Origin of the sequence: Pseudomonas fluorescens, from assembly GCF_002837185.1 — a bacterium.
Classification (GTDB): Bacteria; Pseudomonadota; Gammaproteobacteria; order Pseudomonadales; family Pseudomonadaceae; genus Aquipseudomonas; species Aquipseudomonas fluorescens_AM.
Window position 1 is genome coordinate 1 of record NZ_KZ478003.1, and the last position, 15739, is coordinate 15739.

The 15739-nt window shown below is 63.2% G+C and carries 10 protein-coding genes; 3 read left to right on the forward strand and 7 right to left on the reverse strand.

The features are described 5' to 3' along the window. Positions 1–6092 (forward strand): non-ribosomal peptide synthetase (locus tag CIB54_RS17690; protein ID WP_157829740.1); only part of this gene is annotated, 6092 nt, incomplete at its 5' end. 51 nt (positions 6093–6143) lie between these two features. Here the strand turns inward: CIB54_RS17690 and dhaL are convergent. From dhaL to CIB54_RS17725, 7 genes are all read right to left on the reverse strand, one after another. Beyond that, positions 6144–6788, reverse strand: coding sequence for a dihydroxyacetone kinase subunit DhaL (gene dhaL, locus CIB54_RS17695; RefSeq protein WP_101220485.1), 645 nt, complete (start codon positions 6786–6788; stop codon positions 6144–6146). A 3-nt stretch (positions 6789–6791) separates the two neighbouring features. Continuing rightward, positions 6792–7793 carry a dihydroxyacetone kinase subunit DhaK gene (locus CIB54_RS17700; protein ID WP_101220486.1) on the reverse strand — a complete coding sequence of 334 codons (1002 nt, stop codon included), beginning with the start codon at positions 7791–7793 and terminating at the stop codon, positions 6792–6794. A 210-nt stretch (positions 7794–8003) separates the two neighbouring features. Further along, positions 8004–9119: an MDR/zinc-dependent alcohol dehydrogenase-like family protein gene (locus CIB54_RS17705; protein ID WP_065952439.1), complete on the reverse strand. Its 1116-nt coding sequence runs from the start codon at positions 9117–9119 to the stop codon at positions 8004–8006. Between the two features lie 27 nt (positions 9120–9146). After that, a complete protein-coding gene (locus CIB54_RS17710; protein ID WP_101220487.1) occupies positions 9147–9902 on the reverse strand; it encodes an SDR family oxidoreductase in 756 nt (251 codons plus the stop codon). A 148-nt stretch (positions 9903–10050) separates the two neighbouring features. Continuing rightward, positions 10051–11058: a substrate-binding domain-containing protein gene (locus CIB54_RS17715; protein ID WP_065952441.1), complete on the reverse strand. Its 1008-nt coding sequence runs from the start codon at positions 11056–11058 to the stop codon at positions 10051–10053. A 34-nt stretch (positions 11059–11092) separates the two neighbouring features. Beyond that, positions 11093–12070 carry an ABC transporter permease gene (locus tag CIB54_RS17720; protein WP_065952442.1) on the reverse strand — a complete coding sequence of 326 codons (978 nt, stop codon included), beginning with the start codon at positions 12068–12070 and terminating at the stop codon, positions 11093–11095. Continuing rightward, entirely contained in the window at positions 12067–13554 is a 1488-nt protein-coding gene (locus tag CIB54_RS17725) for a sugar ABC transporter ATP-binding protein (protein ID WP_101220488.1), read from the reverse strand. The genes CIB54_RS17720 and CIB54_RS17725 overlap by 4 nt, the downstream gene beginning before the upstream one ends. 283 nt (positions 13555–13837) lie before the next feature. Between CIB54_RS17725 and rpiB the strand changes: the two genes are divergently transcribed. Both rpiB and CIB54_RS17735 read left to right on the forward strand, forming a co-directional pair. Then, positions 13838–14299 carry a ribose 5-phosphate isomerase B gene (gene rpiB, locus CIB54_RS17730; protein ID WP_065952444.1) on the forward strand — a complete coding sequence of 154 codons (462 nt, stop codon included), beginning with the start codon at positions 13838–13840 and terminating at the stop codon, positions 14297–14299. Positions 14300–14362: 63 nt separating this feature from the next. Next, positions 14363–15343, forward strand: a complete 981-nt coding sequence (locus tag CIB54_RS17735; RefSeq protein WP_065952445.1) for a sugar-binding transcriptional regulator — start codon at positions 14363–14365, stop codon at positions 15341–15343. Positions 15344–15739 lie beyond the last annotated feature (396 nt).

The following is a 15739-nucleotide window of genomic DNA, read 5'->3' on the forward strand; positions in this document are numbered from 1 at the left end:
ACCTGGAGCGTCCGGCGTTGACCGCCGAACGCTTTGTGCCGGACCCGTTCGGCAAGCCTGGCAGCCGCGTGTATCGCAGCGGCGATCTGACCCGTGGGCGTCCGGACGGCGTGGTGGATTACCTGGGGCGCGTCGACCATCAGGTCAAGATCCGTGGATTCCGTATCGAGCTGGGCGAAATCGAAGCGCGCCTGCGTGAACAGGACAGCGTCGGCGAAACCGTGGTGGTGGCCCAGGAAGGCCCGACCGGCAAGCAGTTGGTGGCCTACGTGGTGCCGCTTGACCCGGCCCTGCTCGACGATGCCGTCGCCCAGGCCAACGGCCGCGAAACCCTGCGCCGCGCCCTGAAAACCCGTTTGCCGGACTACATGGTGCCCACGCACCTGATGTTCCTCGAACGCATGCCGCTGACCCCCAACGGCAAGCTCGACCGCAAGGGCCTGCCGTTGCCGGATGTGAGCCTGATGCAGCAGGTGTATGTGGCGCCGCACAGCGAACTGGAGCGCAAGATCGCCGCGATCTGGTCCGACGTGCTGCGCCTGCCGCAAGTGGGCTTGCATGACAACTTCTTTGAGCTGGGCGGCGACTCGATCATGTCGATCCAGGTGGTCAGCCGCGCGCGTCAGGTCGGCGTGCGGTTTTCGCCCAAGGACTTGTTCCAGCACCAGACCGTGCAGAGCCTGGCGGCCGTCGCCCGGGAAGGCGAGGGCGCAGTGCTGCTGGATCAGTCGGCACTGAGCGGCGAGCTGCTGCTGTTGCCGGTGCAACAGGCGTTCTTTGCCGATGACATCCCCCAGCGTCACCACTGGAACCAATCGGTGGTGTTGCAACCGCACGAGCCCTTGCAGGTGCCGTTGCTGGTGGCCGCACTTGAAGCGCTGATCGTGCACCACGATGCCTTGCGCAGCACATTTGTGCAGGGGGCGGCGGGTTGGAGCGCGGCCTACCGTGGGCCGCACCTGCACCAGGCCGACCAGGTGCTGTGGCAGACCACCTTGAATACGGTCGAGGAACTTGAAGCCCTGGGCGAAGAAGCCCAGCGCAGCCTCGACCTGAATGCGGGGCCCTTGTTGCGCGCAGTGCTGGCGCAACTGGCCGACGGGTCGCAGCGCTTGTTGCTGGTCATCCATCACCTGGTGGTCGACGGCGTGTCCTGGCGCATCCTGCTCGAAGACCTGCAGAGCACCTACCAGCAACTGGCCCAGGGCGCCGCCGTGCAACTGCCGGCCAAGACCAGCGCCACCCGCGCCTGGGCTGAACGCCTGCAGACGTATGCACGCAGTGAGGCCCTGCAACACGAACTGGCCTGGTGGCAGGCGCAACTGCACGACAGTCCATCCGGTTTGCCCGGCGCCGACCCGCAGGCCAGCCTGAGCAACCACCTGGCGCTGAGTGTGAGTACGCATCTGGACCCGGTCTACACCCGTCGCTTGCTGCAGGACGCGCCGAGCGCCTATCGCACCCAGATCAACGACCTGTTGCTGACCGCCCTGGCCCGTGTGATCACGCGCTGGACCGGTGACGAGGCGATGTTGATCAGGCTCGAAGGCCACGGCCGCGAAGACCTGTTCGACGAGATCGACCTGACCCGCACCGTCGGTTGGTTCACCAGCCTTTACCCGTTGAAATTGCTGCCGGCCGTCACCCTGGCCGGCTCCCTCAAACAGATCAAGGAACAACTGCGCGCCGTCCCCGACAAAGGCCTGGGCTTTGGCGCATTGCGTTACCTGGGCGATGCCGAGGCCCAACAGGCATTGGCCGCGTTGCCACGCCCGCGCATCACGTTCAACTACCTGGGGCAGTTCGACGCCAGCTTCGACAGCGCCGAGCAGCCAGGGCTGTTTGCGCCTTCCGGCGACGCCAGCGGTGCCGAGCAAAGCCCGGACGCGCCCTTGGGTAACTGGCTGGAAATCAACGGCCAGGTGTATGGCGGCGAGCTGAAGCTCAATTGGAGTTTCAGCCAGGCGATGTTCGCGCAAGCGACTGTCCAGCAACTGGCCGATGAGTACGCCGAGGAACTCAAGGCGCTGATCGACCATTGCTGTGAACCGGCCAACCGGGGCGTGACGCCCTCCGACTTCCCCCTGGCGAACCTGACCCAGCAGCAGCTTGATGACCTGGCGCTGGACGCCGCCGAGGTCGAAGACCTGTATCCGCTGTCGCCCATGCAGCAGGGCATGCTGTTCCAGTCGCTGTATGGCGAAGGCTCGGGTGACTACATCAACCAGATGCGCATTGACGTGCACGGCCTGGATGTACCGCGCTTCCACCAGGCGTGGCAGGCGGCGGTCGAGCGTCACGAGAGCCTGCGCAGCGGTTTTGTCTGGCAGGCCGAGCTGGAGCAGCCCTTGCAGGTGGTCTACAAGCAGGTGCGCCTGCCGTTTGTCGAGCTGGATTGGCAGGCCCGCAGCGATGCCATCCAACGCCTCGACAGCCTGGCCGAATCGACACGAGCCCAGGGCTTTGTGCTGGAACAGGCGCCGCTGTTGAGCCTGACCGTGGTGCGCACCGGTGCGTCGAGCCATCACGTGATCTACACCAATCACCATATCCTGATGGACGGCTGGAGTGGTTCGCAGTTGTTTGGCGAAGTCCTGCAACACTATGCAGGCGAACCGTTGCCGGCGCCGACCGGGCGTTATCGCGATTACATCGCGTGGCTGCACGCCCAGGACAAGGCACTCAGCCAGGCGTTCTGGAAAGACCAGCTGATCAACTTGCAGGAACCCACGCGCCTGGCGCGTGGCGCACAGGTCCAGGACGACACGGCCCTGGCGGTTAACGGTGAGCATCGCCTGAGTCTTGACGCGCCGCAGACCGAGCGCCTCAAAGCGTTCGCCCAGCGCAACAAAGTCACCCTCAACACCTTGGTGCAAAGCGCCTGGCTGTTGCTGCTGCAGCACCATACCGGGCACGCCACCGTGGCGTTCGGCGCCACGGTGGCAGGGCGTCCGGCGCAATTGCGCGGGATTGAACAGCAGGTCGGCCTGTTCATCAACACCTTGCCGGTGGTGGCGACCCCAGATGCACAGATGTCGGTCAGTCAGTGGCTGCAGCAGGTCCAGCAGCAGAACCTGAGCTTGCGTGAGCAGGAACACACGCCGTTGTTCGAGATCCAGCGCTGGGCCGGGCTGGGCGGCGAAGCACTGTTCGACAGTATCCTGGTCTTCGAAAACTACCCGGTGTCCGAGGCCCTGGAGCAGGGCGCGCCGTCGGGGCTGCGCTTTGGCGCGGTGCAAAGCCTGGAGCAGACCCACTACCCATTGACGGTCCTGCTGGCGATAGGCGACAGCCTGGGCGTGGAGTTCAACTACGACCGCGAGGCCTTCAGCGCAGCGCACATCCAGCGCCTGGCCGAGCACTTCCAGCACTTACTCATGGCATTGGCAGACGATGCTGCCCAATGCCTCGGCGCATTGCCAAGCCTGGCCGCCGCCGAGCGCGCGACGCTGGTGCAGACATGGAACGCCACTGCCGTGGAATATCCGCTGGATCAAGCGGTGCATCAGTTGATCGAGGCGCAGGTGCAGCGCACGCCGCAGGCCCCGGCGCTGATGTTTGCCGGGCACACCTTGAGCTACGCCGAATTGAACGCCCGGGCCAACCGCCTGGCCCATCGCCTGATCGCTGCCGGCGTCGGCCCGGACGTACTGGTGGGGCTGGCGCTGGAGCGCTCGATCGAAATGGTCGTGGGCTTGTTGGCGGTGCTCAAGGCGGGCGGTGCCTATGTGCCGCTGGACCCGGAATACCCGCGTGAGCGACTGGCCTACATGCTGCAGGACAGTGCTGTGCAATTGTTGTTGACCCAGGCCCACCTGCAGGCGCAACTGCCGGTGCCAGCCGGCGTGCAATGCCTGGTGCTGCAAAGCGGCGACGCCTCGCCGGACGCCTTCAGCGCCCACAACCCGAACGTCGCCGTGCAGGGCGAAAACCTCGCCTATGTGATCTACACCTCCGGCTCCACCGGCCAGCCCAAGGGCGCCGGCAACCGCCATCGTGCGCTGACCAACCGGCTGTGCTGGATGCAGCAGGCGTATGGCCTCGAGGCCCGTGACAGCGTGCTGCAGAAAACGCCGTTCAGCTTTGACGTGTCGGTGTGGGAGTTCTTCTGGCCATTGATGACTGGCGCACGCTTGGTGGTGGCCGCACCGGGCGACCATCGTGACCCGGCGCGGCTGGTCAGCCTGATCAACGCGCAACGCATCACCACGCTGCATTTTGTGCCGTCCATGCTGCAAGCCTTCCTGCAAGACGCAGATGTGGCCTCGTGCCAGAGCCTGCAACGCATTGTCTGCAGCGGCGAAGCGCTGCCCGCCGACGCCCAGCAGCAGGTCTTCGCCAAGCTGCCCGGCGCCGGGTTGTACAACTTGTATGGCCCGACCGAAGCGGCTATCGACGTGACCCACTGGACCTGCGTCGAAGAAGGCCGCGACGCCGTGCCGATTGGCCGGCCGATCGCCAACCTTTCGTGCTATGTGCTGGACGCCAACCTGGAACCGGCGCCGGTCGGCGTGTTGGGTGAGTTGTATCTGGGCGGGATCGGGCTGGCGCGGGGTTATCACCGTCGCCCCGCGCTGACCGCCGAGCGCTTTGTCACCGATCCGTTCGGCAGCGGCGCGCGCTTGTATCGCACCGGCGACCTGGCACGTTATCGCGACGATGGCGTGATTGAATACGCCGGGCGCATCGACCACCAGGTCAAACTGCGCGGGCTGCGCATCGAACTGGGTGAGATCGAAGCGCGCCTGCTGGAACACAGCAGCATCCGTGAAGCGGCAGTGCTCGCGGTCGACGGCACCCACCTGGTGGGCTACCTGGTGCTGCAACAGCCGCAGGACGATTGGAAAGCCGCGCTGGTTGCGCACCTGGCCGCACAGTTGCCGGACTATATGGTGCCGGCGCAGTGGGTGGTAGTGGAGCAGATGCCGCTGAGTCCGAACGGCAAGCTGGATCGCAAGGCATTGCCCAAGCCGCAGGCCCACGGCACCGGGCAGTACCAGGCACCCCGCAGCGAAATCGAGCAGCAGGTCGCGGCGATCTGGAGCGAGGTGCTCGACGTGGAACGCGTGGGGCTGCACGACAATTTCTTCGAACTGGGTGGCCATTCGTTGCGGGTACTGATGCTCAAGGAGCGCATCCGCAAGGTCAGCGGCGTGAACTTGTCGGTCAGCCAGCTGATGCTCAATCCGACCGTGGCGGGGCAGGTCCGCTGCTTGCAGGGCGATAACCGAGCGTCGTTGATCGTCAGGCTCAACCAGCAGACCGAAGGCACGCCGTTGTTCCTGTTCCACCCAAGCTTTGGCTCGGTGCATTGCTACACCGCGATTGCCCTGGCCCTGCGCGAGCAGCGCCCGGTATTGGGGGTGATGTGCCGAGCATTGGCCGAGGAGGGCGCGGCAGTGCCGCAGTGGCAAGTGATGGTCGAGGATTACACCGCACAATTGCTCATGGCCCAGCCCCAGGGGGCGTTCCGCCTGGCAGGTTGGTCGTTGGGCGGCAACCTGGCGATGGAAGTGGCGCACGGCCTGGAGCAGGCGGGGCGTGAGGTGGAGTGTGTGGGATGGATCGACGCCGCGCCGCCGCAGTGGGTCACGCCCTACTGGGATGCGGTGGACGTGGGGGAAGATCGTGAGGTTTCGGCCAACGAGCGCCGCGCCGCGTTATTGGGCGTGATGTTCCCTGAGTTCGCCGAGGCGATACAGCGTGCCTGGGAGCAATGCCAGCGCGATGCCGAGGATGAAATGGGTCAATGGCAAGGGTTCGTGAGCTGGGCTGAGCAGGCATTGGGCGAAACCTTTACGGCCATCAAGGAGCAACTGCTGCACGGCAACGAAGCGCAGATTGCCTGGGACGTCGACCGCGCGTTGAGCGAACGGATGGTCGCGGCCGACTTCAAGCCGATCAAGGCGCCAGTCAGTTGCTGGTGGGCGTCCATGAGCCGGGCAGGGCGCTTCAAGGCACTGATCGAGCAGCAGATGGCGAGCGTGATCGGCCAGGGGCGCATCGAGCGTTCGGTGATGATCGAGACTGACCACGACGGCATTATCGACAGTGCCGTGTTCATCAGCAGCCTGGAGGAGGCGATGCGCTGACGGGCAAGCCGACAGGCCTGCGGGAGAGGCGAGCCCCTCCCGCATTGCCGGTCAGCTCAGTCGGGCCTGGATGGAGTCCGCCAGTCGCGTGAGTATCAGGCAGCACGACACGGCCCCCGCATCCAGGACCCCCAGCGAACGCTCACCCAGACGGCTGGCCCGGCCGATCTTCGCTACCAGGTCCCTGGTCGAGTCGCGCCCCTGCGAAGCAGCGCTTTTCATTGCTTGCAGTGCATGGCTGAACGAAGCTCCATCAGCATGCGCCCGCGCGAAGGCCTCCACCGCCGGAATCAGCGTGTCCATCAGACACTTGTCACCCACTCCTGCCTCAGTGATGTCCTGCAACGAGGTCAGGCCACCGCGCAGCAGGCGGGCGAAGGTGGCGGCGTCGATGTCTTCACTGGCGCGTACCTCATCGGCCATGCCGATAAACAGGCTGCCATACAACGGCCCCATCGAACCGCCAATGCCTTCCATCAGGCTCAGGGTCAATTCATCCAGGGCTTCGGCCAGGGTCAGTTGGCGACCTTCGAGCGCCCGCCCGCAGTGGGCGAAGCCTTTGGCCATGTTGATGCCGTGATCGCCGTCGCCAATCGCGCCGTCGATTTCGCTGAGGTATTCACGGTTGGCCACGATCACGCTGACCAGGTCGGCGACGAGGGCGCCGCCGTCGTGGGTGGAAAAATGCTCGCTCATGGTTCACTCCGCCTGGGTCATGCCGATGGAACGGCAGGGTTGGTCGATCAGTGTTGTCAACTCGGCATCCAGGCCGAGCAGGGTCAGGGTCACACCCATCATTTCCAGGGAGGTGAAGTAGTTGCCGACATAGCAACGGTGAATCTTCAAGCCCTTGGCTTCGAGCTGGCTTTGCACCTCGGCGTAGAACACGTACAGCTCCATCACCGGCGTGGCGCCGAGGCCTGAGACCAGCACCACCACGCTGTCATCCTGGCTGAAATCGCGATCTTCGAGGATGGGGGCGAGCATGCGTTCGGCCATGGCTTGAGCGGACTCGATGGGAATCACTTCGATGCCCGGTTCGCCATGGTGGCCGATACCCAGCTCCATCTGGCCGTCGGGGATCTGGAAGTTCGGCTTGCCCACGGCGGCGATGGTGCACGGCGTGAGGCCGATGCCAATCGAGCGGCAGTTGTCGACGGCTTTCTGCGCGACGCGAATCACCCCGTCCAGGTCGTAATGCCGGGCCGCCGCGGCGCCGCCGATCTTCCACATGAAGATTTCCCCGGCCACGCCGCGCCGCTTGGCGATGTCTGCCCGGGAGGCGGAGGCGACGTCGTCATTGGCGACCACGGTGCGGACACGCATGTCTTTGCTGGCGGCCATTTTCATCGCCAGCTTCACATTCATGTTGTCGCCCGCATAGTTGCCGTACAGGCAGGCCACGCCCGCGCCATGGTCGGCGGCGCGCAAGGCGTCGAAAAAACTCTTGGCGGTGGGCGAGGAAAAAATCTCGCCGACCGCCACCGCATCCACCAGCCCCGGGCCGACGTAACCGAGGAAGGCCGGTTCATGGCCTGAGCCGCCGCCGGTGACGATCCCGACCCGGCCCTGCGCCGAGGGCTTGGCCTTGACGATGACCCGTGGGTTGGTTTCGTACTGACGCAGCTCGGGGTGCGCGACCAGGATGCCGCGCAGCATGTCTTCGACCACTTGGTCCGGATCGTTGATGACTCGATTCATAACGCGGGTTCCTGTTTTTTTATTGGTTCACCACACATCTAATGTGGGAGGGGGCAAGCCCCAATGGCCACTCATTCAAGGCTTTTTGGTAGGAGCGAGCTTGCTCGCGAAAAACGTCAACGATAACGCGTGCTTCCTGAATGAACGCGGTGCCTGTGAGTTTTTCGCGAGCAAGCTCGCTCCTACAATCAGGGCAAGCCCCTCGCGAATTTAAGGTTGCAGTACCACTTTGAGCGATTTATCACCGCGCTCCATCACCGCAAACGCTTCCTTGAAGTCAGCCAGGGCAAATGTATGGGTCACCACATCGCGCATGTCGATCTTGCGGTTGCCGATAAAGTCGATGGCGCGCGGGTACATGTACGGCCCCAGGTGCGAGCCGAGAATGTCGAGTTCCTTGCGGTCGCCGATGATCGACCAGTCCACCGTGGCTTCATCATTGAACACACTGAACTCAACGAAACGCCCCAATTTGCGCAGCATCGCCAGGCCCTGGTTCACCGCCTTGTGGTGCCCGGTGGCTTCGATATAGATGTCGCAGCCGTAGCCATCGGTGATCTCGCGGATGTTCGCCAGCACGTCGACCTCGCCCGGGTTCCACACTTCGTCGGCGCCCATGCGCAAGGCCAGGGCGGCGCGCTCGGGCTTCATGTCCAGCACGATGAGCTTTTTCGGGTTGCGCAACCGCACCGCGCCGATGATGCCCAGGCCCAGGGTGCCGGCGCCGGCGACTACCACAATGTCGTCGTGGTCGACATCGGCGCGTTCTGCCGCGTGCAGCGAGCACGCCAGGGGTTCGATTAGGATCGCTTCATCCGGTGCGATGGATTCCGGCACTTTATGGATGATGCCTTCCTTGGTGAAGATCATGTACTGGGCCATGGCACCCTGCACATTGTTCTGGAAACCATAGAGGTCGTGCTTCTGGCACATCCAGTATTGTCCGTGGTTACAGAACCGGCAGCCCCAGCACGGCACGATCTGCTCGGAAATCACCCGGTCACCGACCGCCACGCCGCGTTTTTCCGCGCCGGGGCCCAGGGCAACTACGCGGCACACGAACTCATGCCCGGGAATCATCGGCGGTTTCACGTAGCGCGGTTGCTCGGCATCGCCCCAGAACGACGGCGCGCCGCGATAGGTCTTGATGTCGCCCATGCAGATGCCGCACAGCTCGACCTTGGTGAGAATTTCATCCGGCCCCGGTGTGGGAACGTCGACGGTTTCCAGGCGATAGTCTTCCGGGCCATGGCACACCACGGCCTGCATGGTTTTCGGAATGACCGGGGCATGGTGTTCGGGGCTGCGTTCGGTAACGGTGGACATGACATAACCTCACGACATCAAGATGAATTATTGAATGCTGTAGCCGCCGTCGATCACCATGTTCGCGCCGGTGATCATCTGTGCGGCATCGCTGAGCAGGTACAGCGCCAGTCCGGCGATTTCCTCGGGCTGGGCAAAGCGGCCTGCCGGGATTTGCCGTTTGGCCCGCTCACCGACCTCGCCGGCCCAGGCTTTCTTGCCCAGCGCGGTTTCGACGATGGTGGGGGAGATGGCATTGACGTTGATCTGCGGTGCCCACTCCATGGCGAGCACCTTGGTCATGCCGACAATGGCCGCCTTGCTCGCGCAGTACGCAACGTGGCGGTCCAGGCCGATGACGGCGGCCTGGGAGGCGAGGTTGACGATACGCCCGCTGCTCTGGGCCAGCATGTGACGGGCGCAGGCCTGGGCGACGAAGAAGCTGGCCTTGAGGTTGATATCCAGGGTGGTGTCCCAGGCGCTTTCGCTGACCTCGATGGCCTTGTCCAGCAACACCACGCCGGCACTGTTGACCAGGTAATCCAGACGTTGAAAGTGTTCGAATACGTGGTCGATGGTAGGTTGTATGCGGTCGACCCGACCGAGGTCGACGGCAATGCCCAGGTGCCCGTCGCCGAGACGGGCGGCAACGTCAACCACTGCCGGATCGCGGTCGAGCAAGGCCACCCGGGCGCCGCGCTCCGCCAGCAGGGTGGCGCAGGCCAGGCCGATACCGGCGGCGCCACCAGTGATCACGGCGCAACGGCCGCTGAGGTCGAAGGCTTGGTTCCAGAAACCAGACATGAGTGACTCCTCTTTTCAAAGCGATGCAGATCCAGTGTGGGAGGGGGCTTGCCCCCGATGGCAGTGTGTCAGTCACCTGATCTATCACTGTTACACCGCTTTCGGGAGCAAGCCCCCTCCCACCGTTGACCCTATTTCAAGTCAGTGACTACTTGGCGCCGCTGACCTGCTTGTACAGCGCATCGGCATTCGCATGGGTCACCGGCACCCACGGCAGGATGTAGTTCTTGTCACTGCCATCCCCCCATTTCACGTCCTTGGCATAGCGCTCCCAGATCACCGACTGCGGCGTGTAGTCCTTGCCGGCCAATGCGCGCAACGCCACGTCCAACGCGCCCTGAGACTGGGCCTGGGCGTCCTGGAGGAAGGTGGTGACTTCATCTTTTTTCGCCGCCTGGATCGCATCCGGCATGCCGTCGATGGAGGTCACGGGCACGTCCTTGGACGTGAGGCCATGGGACTTCAGAGCCTGCACCGCGCCGAGGGCCATGTCGTCGTTCTGTGCGATCACGCCATTGATGCCCTTGGGATGAGCGTTCAGCCAATCCTCAGTCAGGGCCAGTGCCTGGGCGCGGTCCCAGTTGGCGGTTTTCTTCTCGATGATCTTGATGTCCGGGTGTTTGCCCAGCACTTCCAGTTCGCCTTTTTCACGGTCGATCTGTGCCGATTGGCCGATGGGCCCCTGGATGATCACCACATTGCCCTTGCCGTTGAGCTTGTCGACCATGGCCTGGGCCTGCAGGCGGCCACCCTCCACATCGTCGTTACCCACATACGGCACGTTGGCGTCGGCAACTTTCGTGTTGGAGGCGATGACCACCACGTCGTTGCTCATGGCCGCCTTGACCGTGCCGACGCCGGCCTTGGTATCGATGGGCACGAACAGGATGGCGTCGTAGCGCTGGGTCACCATGTTTTCAATCTGGTTGTTCTGGGTCAGTGCGTCGTAGTTGCCGTCGAACACGGTCAATTGCACGGTGCCGTCCTTGACCGCAGGATGCTCCTTGAGCTCGCGGACCCAGTTCTGCATGAACTGGCCCTTGAGGCCGTAGACGGCGGCGCCGATCTTGTAGGTCTTGCCATCGGCGGCCAGGGCGATACTGCTGGCCAGCAGGGTGAGGGTCGCCGCAGCGGCCAAAGTGATACCCAGTTTCATAAGTCGAACTCCAGTTATTGTTATTGGTCGTTCTTCAGCGTTTTTTCTTGCGCCACACGTCAATCAGCACTGCGAACACGATGATCAGGCCCTTGGCGACCTGCTGGTAATAGGAGGACACGCCGAGCAGGTTCAGGCCGTTGTTGATCACGCCGATCAACAGCGCGCCAAACAGCGTGCCGACGATGCTGCCGGTGCCGCCCGACAAACTGGTGCCGCCGATCACCACGGCGGCAATCGCGTCCAGCTCATAGGAAACCCCGGCCTGGGGCAGGGCGGAGGTGGTACGCGCCGACAGCACCACGCCGGCCAATCCCGCGAGCAGGCCGGAGACCACGTACACCGAGAACATCACCTTGCGCACGCCGATACCGGAGGTGCGTGCGCTCTTTTCATTGCCACCCACCGCGTACACATAGCGGCCGTAGGTGGTGTAGCGCAGCACCATCCAGAAGATCAGCGCGACCACCGCGAAGATGATGATCGGCACGCCTATCGGGCCGATCTTGCCGATGCCCAGCGCCAGGTAGGCGTCGGGCAGGTCGGTGATGGGGCTGCCGTCATTGAGAATGAAGGTCATGCCGCGCGCGATGCTGAGCATGCCCAGGGTGGCCACGAACGGCGGGATCGACAGGTTGGCGACCATGAAGCCGTTGACCACGCCGAGCATCGCGCCGGCGAACATTCCCGCGCTGACCGCCGCCAGCAGGCCATAGCCCTGGGTCGCGACCATCGCGCTGCACAACCCGGCAAACGCGAGGATCGAGCCCACCGAGAGGTCGATACCCTTGGTCAGGATCACATAGGTCATGCCCACGGCCAGGATGCCATTGATGGAGGTCTGGCGCAGGATGTCCATCCAGTTGCGCCAGGTCATGAAGTATTCACTGGAAAACGCCATCGCCACGCACAGCAGGATAAACACCAGCGGCAGGCCGAAGCGGTCGAGGGACAGGCGCAGTCGGCTGCGCGGCGCGGCGGTAACGGGCGCAACGATCGTTTTGGCATTCATGAGGCAAGACTCAACAAGGCTTCCTGGGAAAGGGCGGTGTCGCTGCTGACAGTGACCAGGCGGCCGCCCTTGAAGACGGCGATGCGATCGCTCAGGTGCAGCAGTTCCGGGGCTTCCGATGACACCACAATGGCAGCGCCCCCGGCGCGCACGAACTGATCGAGCAGGTGGTAGATCTCTTGCTTGGCGCCTTCGTCGATGCCCCGCGTGGGTTCATCGCAGAGCAGGCACACCGGTTGCGTGGACATGCATTTGGCGAGCACGACTTTCTGCTGGTTGCCGCCGCTCATGGACGCCACCGGCAGGTCCAGGGAAGTGGTCTTGATCTGCAGGCGCTTGACCATGTCCTCAGCCAATTGGGTTTCCTTGCGCGCGTTGATCAGTGACCAGTTCGACAAGCGCTTGTAGGCCGCCAGCGCAATGTTGGAAACAATGCTGCCAGTGAGTACCAGGCCACTGTCCTTGCGGTCTTCGGTGACCAACGACATGCCGGCGTTGATGGTCGCTTTGGGCAGCCCGATGGGCAGGGGCTTGCCGTGCAGGGTGACGCTGCCCGAGTGCGGCGTGGTCAGCCCATAGATGCAGTTGAGGAACTCACTGCGCCCCGACCCCATCAGGCCGTAGATGCCGAGGATTTCGCCCTGGCGCAGTTGCAGGCTGATGTCGTGGAACTCGCCGCTGCGGCTCAGGTTGTCGACTTGCAGGCAGGTGGTGGCGGTGCATTCACGGCCGACCTTGTGGTCGATGCGCGTCAGCTCCTGGCCGACGATGCCGCGCACCAGGTGGTTGCGGTCGATATCGGCCATGCGCCCGCTTTCCACAAAGGCGCCATCGCGAAAGATGCTGTAGTCATCGGCGATCTGCGCCAGTTCACTCAGGCGGTGCGACACGTACACGATGCCCGCGCCACGCGCGGTGAGGCGGCGAATGGCCTTGAACAGGGTGTCTGCCTCACGCTCGCCGATGGCCGAGGTGGGTTCGTCCATGATCATCACCTGGCAGTCATGGCTGAACGCCTTGGCGATCTCCACCAGTTGGATCTGCGCCACGCTCAAGCGGTGCATGGGGCTGGTGGGGTCGACGTCGAATTCCAGGCCTTCGAGCAGCTCGCGGGTACGCCGGTTGAGGGTTTTGCTATCGACGATGCATCCAGCGCGGCGCGGTTCGCGGCCCAGCCAGATATTTTCGGCGACGGTCATGTAGGGAATGGGTTCCAGCTCCTGGGTGATCATCGCGATCCCCGCCGCCAGGGCCTCGCTCGGGCGGTTGAACTGCACCGCTGCGCCGTTGAGCAGAATGCTGCCGGCATCGCGCGGGGTGATGCCCATCAGGATGCTCAGAAATGTCGATTTGCCTGCGCCATTGCCGCCACACAGGGCGTGTACGCTGCCGGCCCGCAAGGAGAGGCGCCCGTCACGCAGGGCAGGTACCCCGGCGTAAGCCTTGGCGACGTGTTCAGCCTGGAGCAGTAATGGCGTGGCCATCGGCGTGTCCTCGTGCTGTGAATTCTTATTAGGTCGCACAGTCATGTTTCGCTGTGATCATATGTGTATCAAATGAAATTCTGATCAGTCAATCCCTTTCACTTAAAAGTGATGATTCTCATCTCGAGTGCTTTTATTCGCGCTTTATGGGGCTTTGACTGGGAGGCCAGTAAAAACTCGCTTGACAGAATCAGGCTTATGCACGAGAAATGTCTGAATAAAATTTCACTGAATGATCAAATGATCAGTCGTAACAGCAGTAACGGCAGCGGAGCCAGACGCCATGAACACACCTTTCCCGGTGGCTATCGGATGCGATGAAGCGGGTTTTGAGCTCAAGGAGCTGTTGAAGCGCCATATCGAGGCGCTGGGATACCCGCTGACCGATTTCGGCACGCATTCCACTGCGCCCGTGCTTTACCCGGACATCGCCCTGGCCGTGGCCAGCGCCATCACCGCCGGGCAGCAGCGCCTCGGCGTGCTGGTCTGCGGCACCGGGATCGGCATGGCGATTTCGGCCAACAAAGTGCTCGGGATCCGGGCGGCCCAGGCTCACGACACTTACTCGGCGGAGCGCGCACGCAAGAGCAACGATGCGCAGATCCTGTCCATCGGTGCGCGGGTAATCGGCGCGGAACTGGCCAAAAGCATCGTCACCGCGTTCCTGGCGTCGGAGTTCGAGGCCGCGCGTTCGGGGGCCAAGGTCGAGCGCATCAATGCGATCGAGCGCGATGGGCATCAATAGTGGACGGCGCGGGGCAAGAGCCGGGAGAATGCGCCTTTGACGCCGAAACGGAAGCCCGTCCCCATGAGTGACAGTACCCAGCGCATGGCCAGTGATATCGATCAGATGACCGAAGTGGCGATGCTCTATTACCTTGAGAACGTCACTCAGGAGGCCATCGCCAAGCGCTTCGACCTGTCGCGGGCCAAGGTCAGCCGTTTGCTCAAGCGCGCGCGGGATGAGGGCATTGTCGAGGTGCGCGTGTTGCAGCACCCGGCGATGAACAACGAGCTGGAGCGGGCGCTGGTGGAGCGCTTCAAGCTCGACCGTGCCTTGATCGCCGTCGACCACAGCGACGCCGACACCCAGCGCTCGGCCGTCGCCAGCCTGGTCGCCAATTACCTGAACAAAACCCTGGGCGACGGCATGATCGTCGCCGTGGGCATGGGGCGTAATGTCGGCGCAGTGGCCGATAACGTGTTTCTGCCGGTGACGCGCAACTGCACCTTTGTCTGCGCCATCGGCGGTTCGCTCAAGGCTGGCGAGTACATGAACCCCGACCACATCTGCCGGCGCCTGGCCCTGCGCTTTGGGGGTGAAAGTGAGAGCCTGTACGCCCCGGCGCTGGTGGCCAACCCGGAACTGCGCGGCGTCTTGATCAATAACGACACGGTGCGCTCGACCCTGGACCGTGCGCGCCGCGCCGACATTGCCTTGATCGGCATCGGCGACATGAGCGAGAACAGCAACATGGTGCGCATGGGCTGGTTTTCGCCGCAGGAAATCGCCCAGGCCCGCTTGTCCGGCACGGTGGGCGACATGATGGGCTATGACTTTATCGATATTCACGGCCAGCCGGCGGTCAACGCCATCCAGGGGCGGGTGATCGGGTTGACGGTGCAGGAGCTGTTTCGCATCCCGGACGTGGTGGCGATTGCCAGTGAGAACACCAAGGCGGCGGCGACCTTGGGCGCGTTGCGCTCGGGGGTGATCAATACCCTGGCGACGACGGTGACCAATGCACATACCATCCTGGCATTGGACGACGCCACCCGAAAAGCCTGACTCAACACCCTTCCAGATGTGGACTGGAGACCAATCTGGAATGGGGACCAATGTGGGAGGGGGCTTGCCCCCGATAGCGGTGTGCCAGCCGGCTTATATGTTGACTGGCACACAGCCATCGGGGGCAAGCCCCCTCCCACATTGGTTTTATATAAGTCAGGGGACAGGTTTTGTAATAGTTTTGCCCTGTGGGAAATTTGTATTTGGGCTGTAGGATTCAAGCCCTTTCGTTATTTCAGGACTTGCATGAACAGCCTCTCGGAGCCCCCCAGTCGTCTTTCCCCAAGACACCCGCTGTCGTTGTTCCCGCTCATACACCCCGTATTTCGTCGACTAACCTTGTCCCGGTCCAATGACCGCGTTTTGCCGTGTCCGGCATTCTGAACCCCTTGAATA

Coding starts and splice junctions, on each gene's coding strand:
- dhaL (WP_101220485.1), bottom strand. CDS start 6,788: ATGAGCGAGCATTTTTCCACCCACGACGGCGGCGCCCTCGTCGCCGAC.
- CIB54_RS17700 (WP_101220486.1), bottom strand. CDS start 7,793: ATGAATCGAGTCATCAACGATCCGGACCAAGTGGTCGAAGACATGCTG.
- CIB54_RS17705 (WP_065952439.1), bottom strand. CDS start 9,119: ATGTCCACCGTTACCGAACGCAGCCCCGAACACCATGCCCCGGTCATT.
- CIB54_RS17710 (WP_101220487.1), bottom strand. CDS start 9,902: ATGTCTGGTTTCTGGAACCAAGCCTTCGACCTCAGCGGCCGTTGCGCC.
- CIB54_RS17715 (WP_065952441.1), bottom strand. CDS start 11,058: ATGAAACTGGGTATCACTTTGGCCGCTGCGGCGACCCTCACCCTGCTG.
- CIB54_RS17720 (WP_065952442.1), bottom strand. CDS start 12,070: ATGAATGCCAAAACGATCGTTGCGCCCGTTACCGCCGCGCCGCGCAGC.
- CIB54_RS17725 (WP_101220488.1), bottom strand. CDS start 13,554: ATGGCCACGCCATTACTGCTCCAGGCTGAACACGTCGCCAAGGCTTAC.
- rpiB (WP_065952444.1), top strand. CDS start 13,838: ATGAACACACCTTTCCCGGTGGCTATCGGATGCGATGAAGCGGGTTTT.
- CIB54_RS17735 (WP_065952445.1), top strand. CDS start 14,363: ATGAGTGACAGTACCCAGCGCATGGCCAGTGATATCGATCAGATGACC.